13 protein-coding genes are annotated in these 15,023 nt (G+C 65.9%); 4 read left to right on the top strand and 9 right to left on the bottom strand.

From position 1 onward, the window contains the following. Positions 1-8 precede the first annotated feature (8 nt). Positions 9-1,517: a class I adenylate-forming enzyme family protein gene (locus tag ACFVHY_RS05910; protein WP_390269590.1), complete on the bottom strand. Its 1,509-nt coding sequence runs from the start codon at positions 1,515-1,517 to the stop codon at positions 9-11. A gap of 66 nt (positions 1,518-1,583) precedes the next feature. Further along, positions 1,584-1,898, bottom strand: coding sequence for a hypothetical protein (locus ACFVHY_RS05905; protein WP_226511901.1), 315 nt, complete (start codon positions 1,896-1,898; stop codon positions 1,584-1,586). Between the two features lie 220 nt (positions 1,899-2,118). Here ACFVHY_RS05905 and ACFVHY_RS05900 point away from each other — a divergent pair, with 220 nt between their 5' ends. Beyond that, a complete protein-coding gene (locus tag ACFVHY_RS05900) occupies positions 2,119-2,979 on the top strand; it encodes an LLM class F420-dependent oxidoreductase (RefSeq protein WP_390269587.1) in 861 nt (286 codons plus the stop codon). A gap of 11 nt (positions 2,980-2,990) precedes the next feature. Here the strand turns inward: ACFVHY_RS05900 and ACFVHY_RS05895 are convergent, their stop codons facing one another. Next, complete coding sequence (locus ACFVHY_RS05895; RefSeq protein ID WP_390269584.1) at positions 2,991-4,271, bottom strand: nitrate/nitrite transporter; 1,281 nt, start codon at positions 4,269-4,271, stop codon at positions 2,991-2,993. Between the two features lie 104 nt (positions 4,272-4,375). Continuing rightward, the gene (locus ACFVHY_RS05890) at positions 4,376-5,692 is read right to left on the bottom strand and encodes a helicase-associated domain-containing protein (protein ID WP_390269581.1); all 1,317 of its coding nucleotides are present in this window, start codon (positions 5,690-5,692) and stop codon (positions 4,376-4,378) included. 157 nt (positions 5,693-5,849) lie between these two features. Here ACFVHY_RS05890 and ACFVHY_RS05885 point away from each other — a divergent pair, with 157 nt between their 5' ends. Further along, positions 5,850-6,875: a hypothetical protein gene (locus ACFVHY_RS05885; protein WP_390269578.1), complete on the top strand. Its 1,026-nt coding sequence runs from the start codon at positions 5,850-5,852 to the stop codon at positions 6,873-6,875. After that, positions 6,868-8,328: a hypothetical protein gene (locus tag ACFVHY_RS05880; protein ID WP_390269575.1), complete on the top strand. Its 1,461-nt coding sequence runs from the start codon at positions 6,868-6,870 to the stop codon at positions 8,326-8,328. Before ACFVHY_RS05885 ends, ACFVHY_RS05880 begins: the two co-directional genes overlap by 8 nt. Positions 8,329-8,641: 313 nt before the next feature. Here the strand turns inward: ACFVHY_RS05880 and ACFVHY_RS05875 are convergent, their stop codons facing one another. Both ACFVHY_RS05875 and dnaB read right to left on the bottom strand, forming a co-directional pair. Then, positions 8,642-9,682, bottom strand: a complete 1,041-nt coding sequence (locus ACFVHY_RS05875) for a hypothetical protein (protein WP_390269572.1) — start codon at positions 9,680-9,682, stop codon at positions 8,642-8,644. Between the two features lie 147 nt (positions 9,683-9,829). Beyond that, on the bottom strand, positions 9,830-12,058 hold the full coding sequence (gene dnaB / locus ACFVHY_RS05870) for a replicative DNA helicase (protein ID WP_390269569.1): 2,229 nt from the start codon (positions 12,056-12,058) through the stop codon (positions 9,830-9,832). 567 nt (positions 12,059-12,625) lie between these two features. On the opposite strand from dnaB, the gene ACFVHY_RS05865 reads away from it, so the two are divergent. Continuing rightward, positions 12,626-13,288 (top strand): hypothetical protein, encoded by a 663-nt coding sequence (locus tag ACFVHY_RS05865; protein WP_390269566.1) that lies wholly within the window; start codon positions 12,626-12,628, stop codon positions 13,286-13,288. 348 nt (positions 13,289-13,636) lie between these two features. Here ACFVHY_RS05865 and rplI read toward each other — a convergent pair whose 3' ends face one another. The 3 genes from rplI to ACFVHY_RS05850 all read right to left on the bottom strand — a co-directional run bounded on the left by rplI (position 13,637) and on the right by ACFVHY_RS05850 (position 14,977). Continuing rightward, positions 13,637-14,092, bottom strand: a complete 456-nt coding sequence (gene rplI, locus ACFVHY_RS05860) for a 50S ribosomal protein L9 (protein WP_058252880.1) — start codon at positions 14,090-14,092, stop codon at positions 13,637-13,639. Between the two features lie 19 nt (positions 14,093-14,111). Further along, positions 14,112-14,369, bottom strand: a complete 258-nt coding sequence (gene rpsR / locus ACFVHY_RS05855) for a 30S ribosomal protein S18 (RefSeq protein WP_004020662.1) — start codon at positions 14,367-14,369, stop codon at positions 14,112-14,114. Positions 14,370-14,455: 86 nt separating this feature from the next. Continuing rightward, complete coding sequence (locus tag ACFVHY_RS05850) at positions 14,456-14,977, bottom strand: single-stranded DNA-binding protein (protein WP_058252881.1); 522 nt, start codon at positions 14,975-14,977, stop codon at positions 14,456-14,458. Positions 14,978-15,023: the final 46 nt, after the last annotated feature.

The raw sequence follows: 15,023 nt of genomic DNA, 5'->3' as shown, positions 1-15,023 counted from the left end.
CATTCTGCTCAGCCGTCCCCGAACAACCGCGCAGTGATGAGCGGACGGCTCGGCTTCCCCTGCTCGGTGACCGGAACCTCGTCGACGACCTCGAGCGAGATCTCGCCCGCGCGCGGGAGGGCCGTTCGCAGATTCTCGCTGAGCTCGTCGATGGTCGGCGTGGCGTCTGGATCGAGCACGACGACCGCCCCGAAAACCGCGTCGACGTCATCGGGCGCAGGCACCACCACTGCATAGCGAACCCGCGGCTGGGCGCACAGCGCCTCCTGGATGTCCACCGGGAAAACGGAGCCCGCGTCGGTGAGCCGACGATCGTCGGCGCGACCTCGCACGAGCAGGTAACCGTCTTCGTCGAACAACCCGACGTCGCCCGTGCTGAACCAACCGTCGTCCGTGAAACCGGAGCGCGGCGGAGTGAAGCTGTACCCGTGGGCCTGTGCCGCTGTCCGGACGTGGATGATGCCCTCCTCGAGAGGTGGACAGAGTCGTCCGTCGCCCGTCCGGATCTGCACCTCTGTCGACGGCAATGGTCGCCCCGAGGTCGCGAGATGCGGCGAGTCGACACCGTAGTCCGGTCCGGCGAGCATGCTCACCACCCCGAATTCGCTTGCACCGTACGGATTGACGAGTATCGATCGCCCCACCCGACGCAACAGTCGGCGTCGCAGCGACGATGCCGCATCGGCGCCGACATGGCTGATCCCGACGACGGAGGAGAGGTCGGCGCCGGCGAGGTCCTCGCTGTCGAGCAGCTCGACGAGGAGGGGTTCGACCAGAGCCAGGTGCGTGATCCGCTCGTCGGCGATCGCCCGCAGGACTGCCGCCGGCGCGTATCCGTCCTGGAGGAACACATGACCACCGCCGAGAAGGACTGTGTCGACGAGGGTCTGAGCGATGTAGGCCAGGGGAGTGCAGACCAGCTGACGTCTGCCGGGCGTCGGGCCGAGGTCGACCAGCCGACGATATTCTCCATGCGTTCGGACACTGGCCTTCGAGACACCGGTGGTCCCTCCGGTGGCGACCAGAACGCATTCGTCGTCGGACGAGACTCGTCCGGCTTCCGGACCGGCGCCGTCGGATCGGGACCGGCCCTCCGTCAGGAGATCCGGCAGGCCCGGGACCCTGCCGACCGCAAGCACATTCGTGCCACTCGAATGCCCTACCGATGCGGCGGTACTCGGAAAGACGATCACCGCGTCCGCCTCGATGCGCGACAGGAACACCTGCAGTCTCCCAGGTGATCCCGCGTCGGGGCAGTACACGGTGGACGCACCGAGGAGCGCCGCAGCGTAGCGGACCGCGATCGCCTCACCCGTTGCGGGCGCGACAAGTGCAACACGATGTCTCCGTCGCACACCGTGAGTGACAAGGGCGGTCGCGAGACCGTGGATGAGTTCGAGGAGTTCACCACCGGTGAAGCGCTTTCTGGCGTCGGCCAGGACCACATCGCCCGAGTCGCGTCGGAGCCGTTCCTCGATGTCGTGCACGTAGGTCGAGAAGCCTTCGGTGTCGGTCACGAGGCGGTTCCCTTGTGGTGATCTTGTCGCCGACAGTATCGCGCGACATGGACGGTCATCCGGATGTCAGCGGATGATGCTGTGCGGGACAAGCGGTCCGATGTCGAGTGGGGGCAGCACCCGGACCCCGAGCATGATGCCATCGCACAGCAGGGCCGTCGGTGCGCCCGTGGTGCAGACGTAGTTCGAGCGTTTGTCCCAGTTGTCGCAGTAACCCTCGAAGCAGTAGGTCAACCCGTCGGCGGACTTGCTCCACGGGGGCGTCTGAGGCTTGGGCACGTTCACCGGCTCGGCTCCTGCCATGCCCGCTCCGAGAGTCGCTCCGCCCGCGGCGAGGAGGGCGATCGCGGCGGCTTTGGCGAGGGTCTTTCTCGTCTTCATCGGATGTCCTGTCTTGTGGGGATCGGTGAGACAAGCATGTCGATCGGGCCGGCCGCAATCGTCTGCGCAATGACGTAGGTTTCGGTGCCATCGCGCATCGGATGCCCGCCCGACAAGGCGAATCGAGCGGCAGGCCTGAAGTGCGGATGCACCGCGCGGCGTTGACATACGATTCTGGCCAGCCGCTTCCCACGACTCGTCCCGACAGATTCGGAGCACCATGCGACTCGGACTGCACGCTCTGGGCATCGGGACCGGGGCACGCCGCGACATCATCGACGCCGTGGCCCGCGAAGCCGAGGCTCGCGGTTTCCGCACACTGTGGTGCGGCGAGCATGTCGTGATGGTCGACGACCCGGCGTCGCCGTACCCATACACCCCCGACAAGAAGATCGCGGTTCCCGCCGAGGCGGACTGGCTCGACCCGACGATCGCCCTCTCCTTCGCCGCCGCGGCCACCACCACGATCCGGCTCGCCACCGGGGTGCTGCTGCTCCCCGAACACAACCCAGTCATCATGGCCAAACAGGCCGCGTCGCTCGACCTTCTCAGCGGGGGACGACTGACCCTTGGCGTCGGAATCGGTTGGTCCCGTGAGGAATTCGCGGCACTGGGTGTGCCGTTCGCCCGACGAGGTGCCCGGACCGATGCCTACGTCGAGGCGATGCGCGCGCTCTGGCGGGACGAGATCGCCACACATCGCTCGGAATTCGTTGCCTTCGAGAGCATCCGGGTCAATCCGAAACCCGCGGCGGGGCGGATTCCGCTCGTCGTGGGCGGCAACAGCGATCAGGCGATGCGCCGGGTCGTCGGCTGGGGTGATGGCTGGTACGGATTCAACCTCGACGACGTCGACGCGGTGGCTGATCGGATCCGCGCGATCGACCGGCTCTGCCAGGAGAGCGGACGGGACCGTTCTGGTCTCGATATCGCTGTCGCGCTGCGGAATCCGGTTCCCGCAGACCGCGCCGGTCTCGACGCTCTCGGCGTCGACGAACTGGTGCTGGTGGAATCACCGCCCGCGGATTCCGGTGCGGTGCCGGGATGGCTGGACGAGCTGGCGGACCGCTGGGCGGTCTGAGGCGGACGGAACTAGCGTGACCACAGTTCCGGCTCCTCACGCAACAGACGCGCACGCCCCTTGCGGCGATAGCGGTAGATCTGGACGGCGCCCAGCCCCCAGAGCAGGAACTGCGCTGACATCGCCCAGGTGAACGCCTCCGGCGGATATCCCTGGACCCCGTCCGGGGTTCGCCAGTCGAGGATGAGACCGATGAGCCCCGCGAGGATCAAGCTGGCAATGAACCCCGCCTGGTTGATGATCCCGGTGGCCGTGCCCGCCCGCGATGCCGGATTGGAGGTGCGGCCGACATCGAAACCGATCATCGACGCCGGACCGCCCATTCCACAGACCACCACCAAGAGCACGAGGAGCGCGAACGGCGCACCGCCGGGCCACGCCAGTACCACCGTCCAGGTGGCTGCGATTCCGGCGAGCACCGCCAACACCAGCGTCGATCTGTGCCACGGCCACCGGGTGATCAGCCACGCGAACATGGGCCCGAAACCGATGATGGCGAACACCATGATCGTGAGGAGCGAACCCGCCGCGGCGGAACTCATCCCCTGGCCCTCCACGAAGAACGGGTAGCCCCACAGCAGCCCCATGACGGTGGCGCTGAAATGGGTCGAGAAGTGCATCCAGAAACCCAGCCGGGTGCCGGGGTGATCCCACGACTCGCGAAGGTTTCGCCGGATTCCGGCCAACCCGAGCATCGGTCCCGACACCGACCGGACCGCCGCGCAATCGCGCACGACGACCAGTGCGACCACGAGCAGGACGGCGCCGATCCCAGCGGTGGCCAGGTACGCGCGACTCCACCCGAAGGTGGACAGTGCCCAGGTCATCGGTATGGCGGCCGTGACCGCGCCGAGTTGGCCGAGCACGCCGGTGAGCTGCGTGATCAGCGGGATTCGCCGCGCCGGAAACCAGCGCGTCACCAGTCGCAGGACACACACGAAGGTCATGGCGTCGCCGACCCCGACGAAGAACCGTGACGACAGCGCCCACGTGTAGTTGTCCGCGAACGCGAAGCTGATCTGGGCCAGCGTGAGGATCAGCGTTCCGCTGAGGAGTACCCGACGCGGACCGAACCGGTCGACGACGAGCCCGACCGGCACCTGCATCAGCGCGTACACCAGCAGCTGGAGCACGACGAAAGTCGACAACTGCGATGCGCTGATCTCGAAACGCTCGGCAGCCAGCAGGCCGGCAACGGCCAACGACGAGCGCTGCAGCACCGCAACGAAATAGACCGCGACCCCGACGACCCAGATGGTCATCGCCTGCCGCGAACTGGCCGGCGAGGTCACCTGTGGACCTCGCCGTCGGGCCGAGCCCGGGGAACTCTTTCGATCACCTAACTATTGTCGGGCACGGCGCACACAGGCCGCGAGCGCCCTCGGAACCGCCGCCATCACTCGACGGGTAAGCCGAACCCGAGCTTCAGCAGAGCGGTCCGGAACTTCGACTCTTGCTCGGGTCGGACACCCAAGAATCGGTCTCCGAGCAGATGGCACAGCGGTCCAGTCTTGCGGTCATGGGCGATGAGCATTGCGGTGGCCGGATCGGCGCACTCGATCACGCGGAGATGTCCGCGGTCGATGAGTTGCGCTCCCCGCCGTCGGACATCCTCTATCAGACTGGTGAGCGTCGAAGGCAGTTCGTGTTCGGCGCGACGATGTAGGAAGTCGGTGAACTCGGTGAGGTCGCGCCCTGCCCCGAGAGCTGCGGTCAGGGTGGTCGGCGACACCTTCCAGGTGTGGTCGGCGGTCTGGGTGGCGAAAGCGGCGAGGGTGAGTCTCTCGGTGTGGGTGATGCCGCGGGGGACCACGATGTCGAGGTTCGGCAGCACCGTCAACTGCGAGATCTCGGCGGTGTCGTCGGCCGGGCTGAAGGTGTCGGCGAGGCCCAACGCATAGGCGCCGAGCGGTGTCAGCCGGATTCGTCGAAGACCGTCGTATCGGCTGAGGGTGTCGAGGTGGTCGCTCCCCCAATTGCTGTGATAGTCCGTGCGGGCGCCGACTGGATCTCGGTAGTCGAGATCGAACAGGCCCAGCGTGCCGGCGTATTCGAAAGTCACCGCTATCGTGTACCGGCCCTCGAGCAATGACCAGCCATGATGTCCGTCGTATCCGAAGCTCCCGTACTCGGGATCGAGAATGTGGAGCCGCCACAGTGCCCGTTCACTTCTGGCGATGGTCGGGTTGAGGCGCTTGCGCCGCATGGTGGCGAAGAGGTCGTCGATCTCGATCCACTCGCCCGGAGGACAGGTGGCCAATCCATCGGCGACGGTTGAACGGCGCCGCTTCACCGCGCTGAGCACATTGGTGCCGCGCTGCCCCTTGATCACCTCGACTCGGCTGAACTCATCGATCGCCCCGTGCGTGAGCCATCTGCGCCACATACCGAGGACGACATCCTCCGGCGGTTTGCGCAGCGCTGCACGACCTTTCGGTGTCAACGTGAGACGAGTGCCGTCCAGTTTGGCCAGCCCGGCGGACTGGACGAGTAGTGGCCAGGCGAACGCGGCGATCGCCTCATCGGGATAGAAGTCGCCGTTGACAAGATGGCCGGCGAGAGTCTTCACCGTTGCCGCGGATGGCCGGGCCGTCTTTGCACTGCATTTGAGTTGTCCCGACGCGCAGAGCTCCAGGACTGCGCGCATGTTGGCCAGCGCTTCCTGTTCGGTCAATCGAACCTGGGTGCCGACATCGGTGCCTGTGTCCGCCACTTGTGTACCTCTCCGGGTCGGGTCGAAGGACTCTCATCATTTTGCCGGTGCGGCCAATCACCGATAGCCGAGGGCGTGCTCTTGGTCGGGGACTGGCCGGTATCGGCTTGCGTTCGAGTAGGACCACCTTGTCGGTCGTGGCCGATACCCTCCTTTGATGAGGGCAAAAAGTGCGGAGGGCGAGGTATCGATGGTTGAACCGCCGAGAATCGACGAAGGTAGGCAAGGGTTTGGTAGGACTGTCGACGACTTCGGCAATTTTGCCCGGAGTCGCTCCAAGCGAATCGTTGCGCAAACCGGCGACTTCAGGGAAGCCGCTGCCAATTCCTTCGAGAACCTGACCGCGAAGAAGCCCGACCCGTACGAGGAAGCGATCGCCGCGTACAACGGCGCATTCACCGCGATGAACGATACGGGTGTTTCTCTCCTACGCCAGCGCGAACGCTCGACGGACCTGATCGAGTTTGTCGAGCTGCTCGTGAACAGCATCGTCAACACACCGAAGTCGTTCAAGACCGACTTCGACGAGATCGACCTCTACAAAGCGGAGTTCCTGGCCGCGGAAGAGTTCGCCCGCAAGGACCTCGAGGCTGCGCGGAGGTCAGCGGCCGGCGCCGGCACTGGCTTCGTGACTGGTGCTGCCGTAGCAAGCATGGCTCCGACAGCTGCGATGTGGGTTGCGACCACCTTTGGCACGGCCTCGACCGGCACAGCGATCTCCACACTCTCGGGGGCCGCCGCGAGCAACGCGGCTCTTGCATGGCTCGGCGGCGGAGCTGTTGCGGCCGGTGGCGGCGGAACCGCTGCGGGCAGTGCACTGCTCGCCCTTGCCGGACCCATCGGCTGGACGGTGGCGGGAGCCACGCTTCTTGCGTCAATCGCGCTTTTCGCCAAGAGCAAATTCGAGAACCGCGAGGCAAAACAGGAGGCCTTGACCGCGGTCAAACACAACACTGCGCTCGTCAAAGGCATGGACGCACAGATTGGCGACATCCTCCAGCGCACCGCGTCCCTTCGCGAGTTGCTCGCGACGAGTTATGGCGAAGCACTGCGCTGCTATGGCGCCGACTTCCGCGCGCTGCCTGTGCTCTACCAGTCCCAGCTTGTCGCGTTGGTGAACAGCACCAAGGCGTGCGCGGCACTGCTGAGCAAACGTGTCGAGCAAGGCCCGGGCGGTGAGTGACGCAACGAGGCTCGCCAAGAGCAACCAGGAACAAGCCGTCGCCGCCTGGGTCAACCACCTGAATCAGGTCCGGCTGGACAATCTGCTGAACTCCCTCAGCCGGCAGAACACGAACTTGAAGAACGCTCTGACCACAGTCGACGAAGCGATCCGGAAGATCGATCTCGAAGTGATCGCCGCCAACCGGGGTGGTGTCAAGGGCATTCATGGCTTCATCGCCGAAGTTGCCGAGGTGGGCGTCGGCAATGCTCGGAGCCAGATTCGCGGTGGGGACGCTGTTTACCAGTGGGTCAATGACAACGGCCCGGTGGACCTGGTCCGCGGGGGCGTCGAGATCCAGCAGAAGTTCGTCGCTGCTGGTGGCCGCTTGGGCCTCGGTGCGATCGCCGACCACCTTCAGAAGTATCCCGACTTCGTCGAGAACGGCGGCAAGTATCAGATTCCTCGCGACCACTTCGAGCTGATCAAGAAACTGCACAACATGCCGCGCGAGGAAGCAGGCAAGCTCCTGACGCTTGGCGCCGACGGGCCGTCGTTCAAGGATTGGAAGCGAGTCCACGCCTTCTTCGAGCAGGGATCTGTCGGAATCGAGTCCATCGAGCCCTCGCACCTGGACTACTCCGAGGTTCAGAGGGGCGCCTACGGCTCGACGATGAAGGCGGAGAAGAACTCGCTGCGCGCCACCAACAGGTCCCGGCGGGACGACGCCTACCAGGAGAGTCGGCCGACGCTGCGCGAGGGTGCGAAGGTCACGCTCTCCGCGGCCGCAATCGAAGGCGGGACAGCCTTGGTGCTGGCCGTGGTCGAGAAGCGCCGTACTGGCAAGCAACTCAGAGACTTCACTGGCGAGGACTGGGCTGAGATCTCGGCCGAGACAGGCTTCGGCGTTGTCAAAGGTGGTGTCCGAGGGCTCAGTGTCTATGGGCTCACGAACTTCACCCCGACATCGGCAGCAGTCGCCAGCTCAATCGTCACGGCGTCGTTCGGTGTCGCGGAGCAAGCGAACAAGTTTCGACGTGGCGAGATCGACGAGCTGGAGTTCATCGAAAACGCAGAACTCGTTTGTCTCGAAACCGCAGTCAGTGCGCTGTCTTCCTTTGTCGGACAGGCTCTTATCCCAGTGCCAGTCCTCGGCGCCGTGATCGGCAACACCGTAGGCATGATCATGTACAAAGCCGTCTCGTCGTTGCTCTCCCAGCGGGAGGCGTCGCTGATCGCACAGTACGCCGAAGAGCAACGGATGCTCGACAAGCAACTTGCCGCCGACTATCGGGAACTCATCGACCAGCTCGATGCAAGCATGTCCGACTTCCTCGAGGTGCTCGAGCGGGCCTTCTCCCCCGACGTAGAGGTCGCCCTACTCGGCTCCGTCACCCTTGCGCTCGAAGTCGGGGTGTCGTCCGAAGAGGTGCTGGATACCAACGAGAAAGTCATGGCCTACTTCCTCGACTAGCTGGAGGCTTTACACCCCAGGATTCCAAGGCGCAGCCATGAGGCCGAGGCAACACTGTGCGGCCGCAGGCCGTTCTTCTGTAGGCACGGGGGCCTCACCCGAACATGCAGGGACGGGCCCGGCATTTCCCAACGTCCGGCGGTGAGGACACGTGCGCGGTGTTCCTCGCACACGCCAGCAGACCCGTCCTGATTTGGCCTGTTCACCGGTCATGATGGCGCCCGCGGCTGGCGGCGGGATTTTGATGCCCCCTGACACAGTGCGCAATTCGCACAGTGAGTCGGTACAGACTCCGAACTCTGCAGACGCATCGTCAACGGTCGGCGCCCGCCGACGCTCCGAACAGTTCCGCGTCATCGGCGGTCTCGATACGCGCATCAGGCTCTGACCGCGGTCGCGCGAGACGGATCAGCAACAGCGCCAGCAGGAGTGCGCCCACCGAAGAACCCACGATGATCGCCCAGCTGACACGTTCGGCGACACTGCCGGCGGACTCGTTCGATGCCGGAGTCGCGGTCTCGTCGGGGGCCGCCGGCGTCAGATTGGTCGAGGCATTGTCGAGGTCGTCGTTGATCGAGGTGAGCACGCCCTGGAGTTGTTTCACCCCGGCATTCACCTTGTCGGTGGCGCTCAGCGTGTCTTCCCGGGCGGAAGCGAGGCGGTTCAACCCTGTCGACAGCTGCCGGGACGCCGTCTGGGCCTGGGAGATCGCAGAATCGATACCCGCCGCCGAGGATTCGAGAGATCTCCGCATGGTCGCCAGGTCGCCCTGCAAGGAATCCAGCGAGCCGAGCTGGTCGCTGATCTCCCGACTCGACCCCTGGAGCGCGCGAAGCCGTTCGAGAGCGTCCGCCGACCCCGGGGTCCGCGCGGTCTCGAGGTAGCCGATCAACGGTGTGACCAGCGAATCGAGCTGCGTGACCGAATCCGACAGTGAGGACAGCTGACCGAGCACCGCCGACACCGCGAGCGCACCGTCGTTGACCTGCCGGGTCGCCGACGAGACGTCGGGCGCGTCGCCCAGACCGCGCACCATCTGATCCGACGCAGACGCGGCGGTGTCGACCGCATCGAAGATGTCGCGCGCACTCGCGGTCGCCGTCGCAATGCCGCCGGTCGCGCTGTTCAGGCCCGCGGACATCAGCTGGAACATCATCTTCGCCGACGACACCGAGTCGCTTGCCGAGTCGATCTGCTCGGCCGGCGGTCGGGTGTCCGTGGCGTCGGCAGGATTCGTGGGGAGAACCAGATAGACGACGCCGCCGACCAACAGTGCGGTCAGCAGCACGGCCAGTGCACCGACCGGCAACGCCGAAGTCGGAACACGCTTGCGCACAACACTTCTCAAACTCATTCGCCGACCGATCCGACTTCTCTACTGACTCTCGCGGGTGACTTCCGGGCGAACGGTACCCGGCCGGTCGGCGAAACCCCTCATCGAGAAGCACTCCGGCGCGTGATTATCAGCGAGTTCTCACGCCGCGCTCAGGAGAACCGCCGTCTACCCCCGCGCCATGTCCACGAACCGGCTCAGATGTAGCTGGTGCGCAACGGTAATGGTGGCAGTGGGCCCGTTACGGTGCTTGCCGACGATGATGTCGGCCTCGCCGGCTCGCGGGTCGTCACGCTCGATCGAGTCGGGGCGGTGCAGCAGGATGACCATGTCGGCGTCCTGCTCCAGCGAGCCGGACTCACGGAGGTCCGACACCTGGGGCTTCTTGTCGGTACGTTGCTCGGGACCACGGTTGAGCTGACTGATCGCGATCACCGGGACCTCGAGTTCCTTGGCCAGCAGCTTCAGCTGACGGGAGAACTCCGACACCTCCTGCTGACGCGACTCGACCTTCTTACCCGACGTCATCAGCTGCATGTAGTCCACCGCAACGACTTTCAGGTCGTGACGCTGTTTGAGACGGCGCGCCTTGGCGCGGATCTCCATCATCGTGAGGTTGGGTGAGTCGTCGATGAAGAACGGCGCCTCCGAGATCTCCCCCATTCGACGTGCGAGCCGTGTCCAGTCGTCGTCGCTCATGGTGCCGGCACGCATGTCGGCGAGCTTGATCTTCGCCTCCGCCGACAGCAGGCGCATGACGATCTCGGTCTTGCTCATCTCCAGCGAGAACATGGCGGCGGTCAGACCGTGTCCGATGGCCGCGGATCGCAGGAAGTCCATCGCCAGCGTCGAATTGTGCGTCGGGACCATCGCTTCACCCGCGAGATACAGGTGGTCGGCGTTGTCGACCTGCACGCAGCGCACCGGGACCGGATCGACGGGGCGCACGGCGACGACGCGTCGGACACCGGCCCGACGACGCAGTTCCTTGTGCCGAATCGCCTTATGGTGCACGGTGAACACGTCGTCGTCGGCGTCGACGCGCAACCACCCCGTGGCCGACCGCTTGTAGTTGAAACCGAGGCCGGCCACGAGGTCGGCGACCACCGCCGTCATGTGCCGCGTCGCGGCGGGCACGGTGATCCAGCCGTCGTCGTCCACCGAGGCACGGGCATCCAGCAACCCCGCGAGCAGAGCGCGACGCTGCGCGATCGAACCACGGAGATACTCGTACGGAATCCGGCCGCCGAGGTCCGCCATCAGCGTCATGACGTCGACCGGGCCCTCCGCGTCGATGCGCATGCTGATCTCGGGATCGTCGAAGGCCATCCCGGCCAGCGCCGCCACCGTATACGGGCCGTACGCGAACCGCTTGCGCGGCAACTCGAGCGGCGCGGTGTTGCGCACGACAGCGCAGCCGACGTGTGCCCGCAGGCCGGCGGTCGTGATGACCCGCCGCTCGCCGTCGATCTCGGCCGCCCACTGGTGTTGCTCGTCGGCGACGATCGTCGCGCCGTCGTTGAATTCGATTTCGTAGCAGGGCCGTTCGGTCATCACCTCGGTGGCGGCGACGACCCGGGTGGGCCGGCCGTGGGCATCGAGCAGGTGATCGCCGACCCCGACCTTGCCCATCGTGGTCCAGCCGGTGGGCGTCGGCAGCGGGGTGTCGAGCGCGAGCGCCTTGCCGACACCAGGACGTGCGGCGACGATGATCATCTGACCGGGGTGGAGCCCGTTGGTGAGCTTGTCGAAATCGGCGAAGCCGGTCGGGACACCGAGCGAGATGCCGCCTCGCGACGCGATGGAGTCGATCTCGTCCATCGTCGGCTGCAGGAGATCCTCGAGCGGGACGTAGTCCTCGGCGGTGCGCTTCTCGGTGACCTCGTACACCTCGGCCTGGGCGCGGTCGACCACCTCGGCGACATCCTGCCCGTCGGCGCCGGCGTAGCCATACTGGACGATGCGTGTGCCGGCCTCCACGAGTCGACGCAGCAATGCCTTCTCGGCAACGATCTCGGCGTAGTAGCCGGCGTTCGCGGCGGTGGGCACCGTGGAGATCAGCGTGTGCAGGTACGGCGCACCACCGATGCGCTTGAGCTCGCCCGCCCGTTCGAGTTCCGCGGCGACCGTCACCGCGTCGGCGGGCTCGCCTTTCGAGTACAGGGTGAGGATCGCCTCGAAGACCGCTTGATGGGCCGGACGGTAGAAGTCACCGGTGCGGATCTTCTCGACGACGTCGGCGACCGCGTCCTTGGACAGCAACATGCCACCGAGCACTGATTGCTCGGCGGCAAGGTCCTGCGGGGGCTGCCTACCGAAGTCCTCGGCGGGGATCTCGTCTTCCCGGCCTCGCCCTCCGGCGGCGGGGCCGCGCCCGCGGTCATCCACAACAGCCACGCGTGTCAAACCTCTCGCAACGTTCGATCCCACCCGACATCGAATGAGTACGACCCTGAGTCTGGTGTCGGCCCCGGTAGGCCACGTCGCGAGTCCCCGGTGTCGACGTCGTGTTCTGGTCAGTCTCTTCCTATCGGGTGGCACCGACAGCGAAGTGTCGTGTGCGCCGAGACGGACGGAGACGCTGAGGCGAGACACTAGGACGTCTGCGACCGCTACTCAAACCGACCTGTTGACGGATCTGGGGAACACTTGTGGACGGGGTGTGAGTTGCGGGGGGACGGGTTGTGCAGCCTTTGTGGACAACCTGAGGAATCAGGGTGTGAACAACACAGTTTTCGCAGGTCAACGCCCTCACTAATTTCCACAATCAAGTAATTGGAAATCCTTTGGACTTCTTCGGCGCGTCGTCTTGCGGGCGTGTTGCGGACACCTGTTCAACTCCCCGTGGCGAATATTCGGGTGAACATCCGGTGTGGTCTGCGTTACACCTGGCCAGACGGGCCGGGCGCCGGTTCGCACGATTTACCGGCGATCGCCGAACGATGCCCCTTCGGGTGTGATGCAATGTCGATCGTGTCGAGGTTGGGGTTGAGGTCTGTCGTCGTCCGTCGTGCGGTCACCGTACTGGCGGCCCTGACCGCTGCCGCCGGACTGGCGGCGGCCCCGCCGACGTCCGCAGCGCCAGGCCCCTCGATGCCCGTCGAGTTCGATCTGTCGCGCTATCAGCCGGTCGTCCCGACGACGTTCCGATCGCTGGCCTATGTCGACAACGGACGGTCCTTCTTCACCACCGGTAGGTGGGTCTGCGAGATTGGTCCCGGCTACCGTTACGTCGGATGCGCGGGCCGTCCCGCGACCGCCCCGCCGAACGCGACCGGCGCGGTGATCTCCGACGATCAGCAGGGCCCGTGGTGGGCGCGTGCCGATCAGACCTACCGGTTCGGCCCGGAGAGCGGCTTCCGGCCACCGGTCCTCGGTGTCGGCAAACGGGTCACCATCGAAGGCGTCACGTGCACCGTGCCCCGTCGCGACACCGTCGCCTGCCGCACCGGCGACCGCGCTCTCATCTTCACGCCCGCCTGGCACAAGTTCTTCTTCCCGTCCTGGGACACCCTCGGTCCGGGCAACAACGCGGTCGACCACAGCGCCAACCCGGCACCGCAGTACCTACCGCCACGACTGCAGTACTGGAACCAGCTGCCGGCCAGTCCGCCTGCGCCGAAATAGGGGCTCTACCCCCGCCCCCTGACGAGCGAGCTTGCGAGCGTCACGAAGGGTCTTCGCAACTTCGGTCGCCGGACCCTTCGTGACGCGGCCTCCGCAAGCTCCGGCCGCTCCTCAGGGAGCGGTGGTTGGCCGCGCCCTCCGCAAGCTCCGGCCGCTCCTCAGGGAGCGGTGGTTGGCCGCGCCCTCCGCAAGCTCCGGCCGCTCCTCAGGGAGCGGTGGTTGGCCGCGCCCTCCGCAAGCTCCGGCCGCTCCTCAGGGAGCAGAAACAGACACCGGCCTTCGCCACTCCGGACACGACAAGGCCGGGTGGAGGATCTCCACCCGGCCTTGCGTCTGAGAACGCTGAGGTCAGCTCGCGGCGACGACGGCGAGCTGGACGGTCGCCGAGACCTGCGGGTGCAGGTTGACGACGACCGGGTAGCTACCGGTGGCCTTGATGTGCCCCTTGGGCAGCTCGACGCTGCGCTTGTCGAGGGTCGGACCGCCCGCGGTCTTGATGGCACCGGCGACGTCTGCCGCGGTGACCGAACCGAAGAGCTTGCCCGAGTCGTGGGTCTTCACGTCCAGCGAGACGTCGGCGAGACCCTCGAGGGCCTGCTTCAGCTCGTTGGCGTGCTCGAGACCGCGGACCTCGCGGGCCTCCTGTGCCCGACGGATGCCTTCGACCTGCTTCTCGGCGCCGCGGGTGGCCTTGATGGCCAGGCCGCGGGGCAGCAGGTAGTTGCGGCCGTAGCCGTCCTTGACCACGACGATGTCGCCGGCTTCGCCGAGGTTCTCCACGGCGGCGGTGAGGATGAGCTTCATGTCAACTGATCCTTTCCGCTTATCGGCTGGTCGAGGTGAAGGGCAGCAGGGCCACCTCACGCGAGTTCTTCACTGCCACAGCGACGTCGCGCTGATGCTGCACGCAGTTACCGGTCACGCGACGCGACCGGATCTTGCCCCGGTCGGACAGGAAACGACGCAGCAGCGCGGTGTCCTTGTAGTCGATGACGGCCTTCTTGTCCTTGCAGAAGCTGCACGCCTTGGTCTTGGTGACCTTCTCGACGCGAGGCTTCCGGCTCGGCTTTGCCTTTGCCATGTGTGTGTTGCTCCAGTCAATGCTGTCGGGGACGGTCGCTGCCGTTCCCGGGCTGTTCGGGGCGGGTCATCGTGCCCCGACCGATATCAGAAAGGTGGTTCGTCGTCCCCGCCGCCGAACGATCCCCCGCTGTTGCTGGCAGGCGCGCTGCCCCAGGGATCGTCGGCAACCTGCTGGTTCGAACCGCCGCCGCGGCCACCGCCGCCGCCCGATCCGAATCCACCGCCGCCACCGCCACCGCCGCGCGAGGCCCGGTTGACCTTGGCGGTGGCGTAGCGCAGCGAGGGGCCGATCTCGTCGACCTCGAGTTCCACGACCGTGCGTCGTTCACCCTCTTTGGTTTCGTAGGACCGCTGCTTGAGCCGTCCCTGCACGATCACCCGGGAGCCCTTGGTCAGGCTTTCGGTCACGTTCTCCGCGGCGTCGCGCCAGATGTTGCAGCGGAGGAACAGCGCTTCGCCGTCCTTCCACTCGTTGGTCTGGCGGTCGAACGTGCGCGGGGTGGAAGCCACCGTGAAGTTGGCAACCGCTGCGCCGGACGGCGTGAACCGCAATTCCGGGTCGGCGGTGAGATTGCCGATGACGGTGATGACCGTGTCGCCTGCCATGTGTGTTTCCCCTCGGGTCGTTGGTGGGCACTCGCTGATCGACATG

Origin of the sequence: Gordonia sp. NPDC127522 (assembly GCF_042672305.1) — a bacterium.
Lineage (GTDB): Bacteria > Actinomycetota > Actinomycetes > Mycobacteriales > Mycobacteriaceae > Gordonia > Gordonia hongkongensis.
This window is presented reverse-complemented; position numbering and strand designations above follow the sequence as displayed.